This window comes from Autumnicola edwardsiae (assembly GCF_031846505.1).
Taxonomy (GTDB): domain Bacteria; phylum Bacteroidota; class Bacteroidia; order Flavobacteriales; family Flavobacteriaceae; genus Autumnicola; species Autumnicola edwardsiae.
Genome location: NZ_JAVRHP010000116.1, coordinates 1 through 8,427, shown reverse-complemented (window position 1 = coordinate 8,427; position 8,427 = coordinate 1). Strand labels below are relative to the sequence as shown.

The 8,427-nt window shown below is 39.8% G+C and carries 7 protein-coding genes; 1 reads left to right on the top strand and 6 read right to left on the bottom strand.

Annotated features, from left to right (window positions below):
• Positions 1 to 1,179, top strand: a 1,179-nt coding sequence (rho, locus tag RM529_RS15065; protein WP_311485578.1) for a transcription termination factor Rho, incomplete at its 5' end; no start/stop codon positions are given.
• A gap of 141 nt (positions 1,180 to 1,320) precedes the next feature.
• On the opposite strand, the gene RM529_RS15060 is transcribed toward rho, so the two are convergent.
• The 6 genes from RM529_RS15060 to RM529_RS15035 all read right to left on the bottom strand — a co-directional run bounded on the left by RM529_RS15060 (position 1,321) and on the right by RM529_RS15035 (position 8,359).
• Entirely contained in the window at positions 1,321 to 2,379 is a 1,059-nt protein-coding gene (locus RM529_RS15060) for an NAD(P)/FAD-dependent oxidoreductase (protein ID WP_311485577.1), read from the bottom strand.
• Between the two features lie 103 nt (positions 2,380 to 2,482).
• Positions 2,483 to 3,376, bottom strand: coding sequence for a type IX secretion system ring subunit PorN/GldN (gene porN, locus RM529_RS15055; RefSeq protein WP_311485576.1), 894 nt, complete (start codon positions 3,374 to 3,376; stop codon positions 2,483 to 2,485).
• Between the two features lie 15 nt (positions 3,377 to 3,391).
• The gene (porM, locus tag RM529_RS15050) at positions 3,392 to 4,945 is read right to left on the bottom strand and encodes a type IX secretion system motor protein PorM/GldM (protein WP_311485575.1); all 1,554 of its coding nucleotides are present in this window, start codon (positions 4,943 to 4,945) and stop codon (positions 3,392 to 3,394) included.
• A gap of 46 nt (positions 4,946 to 4,991) precedes the next feature.
• A complete protein-coding gene (gene porL / locus RM529_RS15045) occupies positions 4,992 to 5,648 on the bottom strand; it encodes a type IX secretion system motor protein PorL/GldL (RefSeq protein WP_311485574.1) in 657 nt (218 codons plus the stop codon).
• Between the two features lie 66 nt (positions 5,649 to 5,714).
• Positions 5,715 to 7,082: a T9SS ring complex lipoprotein PorK/GldK gene (gene porK / locus RM529_RS15040; protein ID WP_311485573.1), complete on the bottom strand. Its 1,368-nt coding sequence runs from the start codon at positions 7,080 to 7,082 to the stop codon at positions 5,715 to 5,717.
• Between the two features lie 116 nt (positions 7,083 to 7,198).
• A complete protein-coding gene (locus tag RM529_RS15035) occupies positions 7,199 to 8,359 on the bottom strand; it encodes a formimidoylglutamase (protein WP_311485572.1) in 1,161 nt (386 codons plus the stop codon).
• Between the last annotated feature and the right edge of the window lie 68 nt (positions 8,360 to 8,427).

Genomic DNA, 8,427 nt, shown 5'->3' with positions numbered 1-8,427 from the left:
AATTCTGGTAAAAATTCGGGAAATCGGGACAACAGGAACCGTTATCGTGAACCGGACTACGAATTTGATGCAATTATAGAGAGTGAAGGTGTTCTGGATATCATGCAGGACAATTATGGGTTCTTAAGATCTTCAGATTACAACTACCTTACTTCTCCAGATGATATCTACGTTTCCCAATCCCAAATAAGACTTTTTGGTCTAAAAACCGGAGATACCGTTCTTGGGCAGATTCGCCCGCCAAAGGAAGGAGAAAAGTATTTTCCGCTTATAAAAATTAGTAAAATTAATGGTCTTGATCCCCAGGTTGTTCGCGACAGGGTTTCTTTTGAACATTTAACTCCACTTTTCCCTACAGAAAAATATAATATTGCTGAAAAGCAAAGTAGTATCTCTACCAGGATTATGGATCTTTTCGCTCCTATCGGAAAAGGACAACGTGGTATGATCGTTTCCCAGCCAAAAACTGGAAAAACAATGCTCCTTAAGGATATTGCCAATGCGATAGCTGCCAATCATCCTGAAGTTTACCAGATCGTATTGCTTATCGATGAGCGTCCTGAAGAGGTTACAGATATGCAGCGTAACGTAAAAGGAGAAGTAGTAGCTTCTACTTTCGATAAAGAAGCTCATGAACACGTTAGAGTTGCAAATATCGTCCTTGAAAAAGCAAAAAGACTTGTGGAATGCGGCCATGATGTGGTAATCCTTTTGGATTCTATCACCAGGCTTGCCCGCGCCTACAACACGGTACAACCTGCCAGCGGTAAGGTTTTAAGTGGTGGTGTGGATGCCAACGCCTTGCACAAACCAAAACGTTTCTTTGGTGCTGCGCGTAATATCGAAAACGGAGGATCTTTATCTATTATCGCAACCGCTCTTACCGAAACAGGTTCCAAAATGGATGAAGTGATCTTTGAAGAGTTTAAAGGAACCGGTAACATGGAACTACAATTGGACAGAAGAATTTCCAACAGAAGGATTTTCCCTGCCATCGACCTTATCTCTTCAAGCACGCGTCGTGACGACCTGTTACTGGACGAAACTACAATACAACGTATGTGGGTGTTGCGTAAATATCTTGCCGATATGAACCCAATCGAAGCGATGGAGTTTATTAATGACAGGGTGAAACAAACGAAGAACAACGAAGAGTTTCTAATTTCCATGAATGGATAAGATTTTCTTCTGAATAATATACTAACCGGACAGAGATGTCCGGTTTTTTTATTCCCGAAAATTTGAGTTATCGTTCGTTTGCAAAGTTTTAAAATGAAGCATGAAAATTGACAATTTTCGACCTACACTTCAAAATAGCTATTAATCCGCATTAAAATGCTTGCGGGTAAATCGTTTCAGGTCGATTTCCGGAGAAAGTTCCTTGTTATCCTCAATCATTTCGATAAGTTCCTTAGAAACACTGGGCGCAATAAGTACACCACGGCTGCCAAAACCATTACAGCAATAGATATTTGCCAATTTAGGATGCCGGCCCACCAATGGCTTCCTGTCTGCTGTAGAAGGACGTATTCCTGCTATTTGATCGATCACCTCGTATTTGCAGGTAATTACCTTATCAATTTCGGAAATAAGTTTCTTTCTGGCCTCTTCTGTAGGCTCCGGACTTTTATCTGTATTGTTATAGGTCGCCCCAACTTTGTAAAGGTCGTTACCCATAGGCATTATAAAAACAGAAGATTTAACCGCTTTGTCCAGCTTCAATTCTTCGGAAAAAATTGTAATATATTCCCCCTTGTTACCATAAAGGGGAAGGTAATTGAAATACGGATTCTTTTTTAGTCCGAAACCATCACAAAAAATCACATTTTTAGCCTTTTCCCCTTTGTAACTAACGTGATCAGCTTCAATTTTCAGTAAATCATAATCAAACTCTTCATATTCAAGAAGAGCTCTCTCTTTTAAGTCATTCCGGTATGCATCCAATAAGATTTCCGTATCAATATTTCCGGTAGTGGAAACCCTTCCGTAGGAAAAGTCAGCATCAATATGTGAATTGATATTCTTAACCAGTTGCGTGTCCAAAAATCTTACAAGCCGGGGTTTATCAGCCGCATCAAACCAGTTGTTTTGCTCCTCCGCAGAATAGAATCTTCTGTATATATCCCAGAAATGAACAATACTAACATTGTATTTTTTCTCAAATTGCTGATAAAAGGGAATAGCCATTTTTAACTGCTCATCTGCGTTCCAGGCGAGGGTAAATCTTTTAAGGATCACAGGATTAAAAATGCCTCCGGCAACAAGAGAGGATTTCTGAGATAAATTCTCATAAACTCTATAGGACTTATTTCGCTCCTCGAGACGTGAAGTCACTGCCAGGCCACTAAGCCCTAAACCAACTATGATAAAATCTAACATGTTATAAATATAAAGAAGTAGAGAATTTTAAAATAATGATCATAAAAAAACCGCCTAAAAATTACTTTCAGGCGGCTATTAAACTTTTAAAATTTATTGATCTTTAATAATTCCACATATCTTGTTCAAAATTGCGGATTTGTTCTTTTATACGCTGAGATTCGAGAAGTTGCATAAATGCATTTTGAGGAATATACTCTTCAACCTCACGGTCTCCCTGGACATTGTCTTCCTTATAAATCACTCCGTTAAAACGCCTGGAATTAAGTAGGTGATCAAAAGAAAGATCCTGCGCTGTATTGGCACCATTAAATGCCTTTGCTTCATGAAGGGCCTCTCTCGCATCTGGATAGAAAACCCAAAATAGCTCTACCAAATCTGTCTGTCCCGAGTCAATAAAGTTCACATCGGGAGCCACAGGAGCAATCCCAAGTAAGCGGTACCTAAGTTCAGCCTGCTTTTTATCAAAATACCAAATTCCACGAATATGATATTGCGCAATATCTGCAGAGCCTAAGTCACGACGATCAATAAACTGCTCATCCACTTCTTCACCCGCATTATATTGTTCGATACCCAAATCTGTAGTATCAACCTTAGATAAAGTAGCACTAATGTCCTTTAAAGTCCGTTTCTCATTGAAGTAAGAATCGGCATAAATATGTTGAATTTCACCATTTCTAATGCTGTTTACCAGAACATCATAAAGGGACCGCCGGTTTACGCCAATATTGTTGGTGTCTATAGGGTAGTAAAACGGAAAGTTCACCCTTTCGTCCAGGTCTACTATTTCCCATACATTCTTAGACCACAAAATATCCCGGTCTCCAACATACCCATATTCCAATGGCTTGTCATTTTGCTCAACAAGTCTTTGAGCTTCCGTTTTTTGACCTATTTCTTCGGGGGTATCTGCATTCAATATATTAGCCTGACCATAAGATGCCCCACTAAATAGTGTTATAAAACCGCCAACTAAAAGTCCTCTCCAGCTCATTGTTTTTAATTTTTATTAATTAGTAAGCTCAATAATCACAGGAGCCACTTTCTTAAGCTTGTAACTCGAATTCCCGGCTAGTGAAGCCTGAATATCAAAAATCTGAACAGATTCTCCTCTTCCAGCCCTTCTTAAGGCAGATTGAGCCCTGTCGTCCAGCCTGCTACCATTTATCCTGATTGTAGGTTGCCCCGGTACTTTAAAACTGAAACCCGTAACGTTAAGATCAAGATCGAAGTCGAAATCTGGCAACGCCGCTCCAACGGTGGCGATCTCAAGACTGTTTCTTTGCATCGAAACTGAACCATCTTCTCCACGAATTGTCCCAACAGGTCTTGGAATATCCTTAACCCTGAAGTCCTTACTGGAAGGATAGCTTTCACCATCAATAGTTCCAGTCACATTAATACTTACTTCTCTTGCCTGAAGTGTTGTAACATCTATAACATAGTTACTCCCTGATACTCTCGATAAACCAGGAGCACTTGCACTTACACTATTATCTGGCACACCAGCCATAGAAATGGTAAGTGGATTTTTAACCCCACGATAAACCACATTCATCTTATCTGCAGAAATTACAGCAGCATTTGGTTTTGGAATAACAGAGAATTCTGAAGATACCTCTACTGGTACTTCTTCACCTTCCTGCATAAAGATTAACTGCCCTTCGAGTTTGTGCTGGCCCGCACTACCGGCAGGAACATTTAGAACAACCCTTCCTCCATCTATCGTATAGTCAGATTCATCCAACTCCCGACCATCAAGTGTAAGTTCTACCCTATTCGGTTTTGTAGTAGGATCTGTCCTACCCAAAACTATAGCTCCATTAAATTCCTCACCCTGATAATAGGCAGATTTCGGAGTCTCCAGAAGTGTAGAATAATTGGTCATAGAAACCTCACTCTGTAGCTGTCCAGAAAGCATAGCAGATAAAATCTGATTTTCTGTGGTCTTAATATCAGATTGAATTTGTGTTAACTGGGTAAGAGAGGCTACCAAAGGAAAACCTTCAAATTTATATTTTAACCAATCAACATTAGCTCCATCAACATTTTGTGATTCTGTAGCAAAATCATTTCTAACCTTCTCTGCTATATTGGAATAGTTGTCCCCAATAATTTCGGCAACACTTTCCCGATAATTATCTATTCGGTCTACAAACTCCTGACCTCTCGGGCCAATCCTTCCACTCTGGAAAAACATTTCATCAAGTTGTGCAGATTGATCCATTGCTTCATAATCGTCAGGATTATCCATTTCGGCTATCAGCTCATTTTTTATTCCTTCTATATACGAATCTAAACTAGAAGAAAGCGAATCTATTCGTTCTGCCTTTGCTACGAGAGGCTCGTATTTTGCCGGCTGCTCACTAACTTTTTCTTCTAAACCAGCCATAAAGGCGTCATTACGCTGAGCAGTCAACTGATTAGATTCACTCAATTTTTCATTCATTAATCCAAAGGCCGTCAATACCTCTTTGGACATATTCAAAGCCATCATTGCGATGAAAACCAAATACATAAGGTTTATCATCTTCTGCCTTGGGGATTGTTTTCCAGATGCCATATTTATTTATTTTTTTGTAAAGATTGATTTGGGGATGGACATCTTCTTAACCAGTAACCCTGCTTGTACCGTTCATGGCAGTTAGCATACCACCATACACATTATTTAAAGAGGACAAATTTGCTGTTAAAGAATCCATTTGTTCTTTCAGTCTTCCTGCATTTTCTGCCACTGCCTGATTAACCTCAGCCTGATGTGAGGCAGATTCTACCTGTGCTTTATAGATATTGTTAAGTGTTTCCATTTGCGAAGCAGCTACACTAAGCTCTTCACTATACTTCTTTTGAGAAGCCATGGAATCTACAGTTGGGGCGATTCCCTTGGCAGCACCTTCAAAGTTTCTAATGCTCTCTCCAAGGCTGGCCATCAGGTTCGCATCTAATTTCGCTTCCTTGAGCATATTGTCAAGCTTTTTTGAAAGGAGACCTTCCGATTCTTTTTCTTCTTCTATAACAGCAGCCGTTCTTGTTTGAGGTGTACCTCCCGCCAGTTCAGGATAAACCAGCGACCAGTCGAGATCATCATCTACAGGTTCAAATGCCGAATATGCGAATACTAATGCTTCCACTACCAAACCGGCGATAAGCATAGGGTTACCACCAGGCCAGTGCATAATTTTAAATAATGCACCTAATATTACAACAGATGCACCTAGACCGTACACCATATTGGTTATCTTCTTAGTAGATTTTGAGTTTGCCATAATTGTTTAAATGATTAAAATTCTATATAAATAGGTTAAATTTCAAGATTGTTTTAAAGTAGTATTTTATCTGTTAGATTGGTTCAAAGTAACATCTGTACCCAGATAATCCTGCACAGTCCTAAAGCCTATATAGCTCCTTGCGGAATCTGCATATTCATAATCTCTGGAGCTCACTTGCAGGAAGTATGCCACATCTTTCCAGGAACCACCGCGAACAACCTTGCGCATATCGTTGGGATTATTCACTGTAGGATTCATAGTAGACATATACTCATAAGAGATAGGATCATAGGAAGAATTCACCCATTCCGCAACATTTCCTGCCATATTATAGAGGCCAAAATCATTGGGATCATAAGACTCGGCTTCCACAGTATATAATGCCTGATCTGCCGCATAATCTCCACGGAGTGGTTTAAAGTTAGCCATAAAACAACCACGATCGTTTTTGGCATAAGGACCACCCCAGGGATACGTAGCTCCTTCCAGACCACCCCGGGCTGCATATTCCCATTCCCCTTCTGTAGGCAAACGGTATGTCGGTACGTCTTCAAGATTGGTTTGACGACGAAAATTGTTATGATAACCAGTTCGGTAATCTGCAAAAGCCTTCGCTTGTTCCCATGAAACCCCAACAACCGGATAATCATCAAATGCACTATGCCAGAAATAATCGTTGTGCATAGGTTCGTTGTAAGAATAATTAAAATCTTTTATCCATACAGTAGTGTCCGGATACACAGCAACCTCCTCAGTCGTAATAAAATCACTTCGGTCCCCAGAGGCAGAACGTGCAGCGGCCTGTATATCCATCTTTGAGTACTTGTACCTTAGTTTTTTAACATCTATCGTCCTTTGCCCGTTATACACCTGATCCAGTGGTATGTACATAGAATCCATGACCTCTGCATAATAGACGTCAGGATAATCTTCAGTAGAAGTATACAGGTCCACATCGTTATTTAACCTTCTGTTCTCATAAGTATCACCAGGCCCGCCTGTGCCGTAGGCATTCAGCATATATTCTTCATAGGGAGTCATATCTTCGGGATCTGCATCAGCAAAAGCAAATTCACCAATTCCTCCATCACCGGGAACAGCACCTTCCATTTCTGCCATTATCGCCAAACGGACACGAATAATTGAGTCTTTAACGTAATTTACAAACTGACGATATTCAGCATTTGTGATTTCTGTTTCGTCCATATAGAAAGAACGAACAGTAACAGTTTTTGGCGGAGCATTTCTTTGGTCGGCGATATCATCATCAGACTTACCCATAATAAAAGCGCCTCCCGGAATCAATGTCATACCATAAGGCTTTTCCGGATTCCACTTTTTCCCTTCCGCACCCACTAACTGTCCGCGATCACTGCGACCACAACCAACAAGTAAGGTTAGAACAGCAACTAGCGAAATAAACTTCTTCATAATTTTCTCCTAGGTTAAGACACATTGGTTTACGGCGGTAAACCTATCTATTTATTTTATAAAAAACAATATTTTCAATAAAAATACAGTAAAACTAATTAATGCCTGAAATATTTTTAAATTTCATTTTTTCTCTTGGCTTTGTACCATCTTTCGGGAATTATCTGATTACAGGCTTCCAGATAATCTCCTTCGTTGCAAGGTAATAACGTATGTCTTTTTAATTTAGTATTCACGCTCCCGGAAAATGGTATTTCTATCCACCACCGCCCACTTACGGGGCTTTTAAAGAACACCAGAACTTCATCATCTACAGGAACCTGGTACTTAATAAACTCTTTTTTTGCAGAAATAGTATTCTCGTTGGTGCGGTAATTTACACCCTCTATAAAATACCACAAGATTTGCGCTACAAGCATATTTCCAAGAGGCTGATAACCCGAAAAATACTCATATAGACCAAAAGATGAAACTTTATCACTTATACCTGCATACCTCGCCAGTGCACAAATTTCCTTACCATTAAAGCCATTTGGAGACACGTGATATCCCCCACCTAATGATGAACCATCCAGTGCTCCCAAATCCAGACCAACCAGGTTAGCATCTCTCATAATGGGCTCAATATCATAAATATTAGAAGTAACTTCTCCTAATCTGTAGGCATCAAAAAACAACCTTTCCATCAATTCTATTTCGTTCTGGGAATTAAAATATGTCTGGTAACCAACGCTGGAGTAATTAAATAAATTGTAAGGTTTATTTACGACGATTTTTCCTACATACGACCTGTTAGAAATCGGATTATCGGCATCACCTAAATCGAATTTACTATCGATATTGACCAAATTCACCATTTGATCGAGCGTATCATAAGCCCGATATTGCCCATAGATTAAATCCTGCCCTCCTCCTAAAATTAGCGGAATAATATCCTTTTTAACCAGTTGGGATACGATGCTCTGTAAAGCAAAATAGGTATCCTCCACGTCTGCCCCTTTCTCTATATCACCAAGATCGGCTATTTTTATATGCCAGTTTCCAGGAAACAAACTGTAAAAAGAAGAACGTATGTTATCGAAATGCAGGAACTCGTCTACCTGGGCAGACCTTCTGTTTTCTTTTACACCAACTATAGCAACCTGAACATCCTCCAGGTCTGGAACGCCTGAGCCTGAAGAATGAATTCTAATGTTAGCCCCAATGGCCTGTTTATCTAAAATTGTGATTTCGTCCAGCAAATCTTCGCTAACCGGACTCAGAAAATCAAGATCCATACGCTACTTCTTTTTCGTAGTTTTCTTCTTTGCAGGAGCTTTCTTTTTTGCCGTAGCCTTTTTCTTAG

Bases quoted from the DNA above. Each gene is read 5' to 3' on its own strand.
- RM529_RS15060 (WP_311485577.1), bottom strand. From the start codon at position 2,379: ATGTTAGATTTTATCATAGTTGGTTTAGGGCTTAGTGGCCTGGCAGTG.
- porN (WP_311485576.1), bottom strand. From the start codon at position 3,376: ATGAGCTGGAGAGGACTTTTAGTTGGCGGTTTTATAACACTATTTAGT.
- porM (WP_311485575.1), bottom strand. From the start codon at position 4,945: ATGGCATCTGGAAAACAATCCCCAAGGCAGAAGATGATAAACCTTATG.
- porL (WP_311485574.1), bottom strand. From the start codon at position 5,648: ATGGCAAACTCAAAATCTACTAAGAAGATAACCAATATGGTGTACGGT.
- porK (WP_311485573.1), bottom strand. From the start codon at position 7,082: ATGAAGAAGTTTATTTCGCTAGTTGCTGTTCTAACCTTACTTGTTGGT.
- RM529_RS15035 (WP_311485572.1), bottom strand. From the start codon at position 8,359: ATGGATCTTGATTTTCTGAGTCCGGTTAGCGAAGATTTGCTGGACGAA.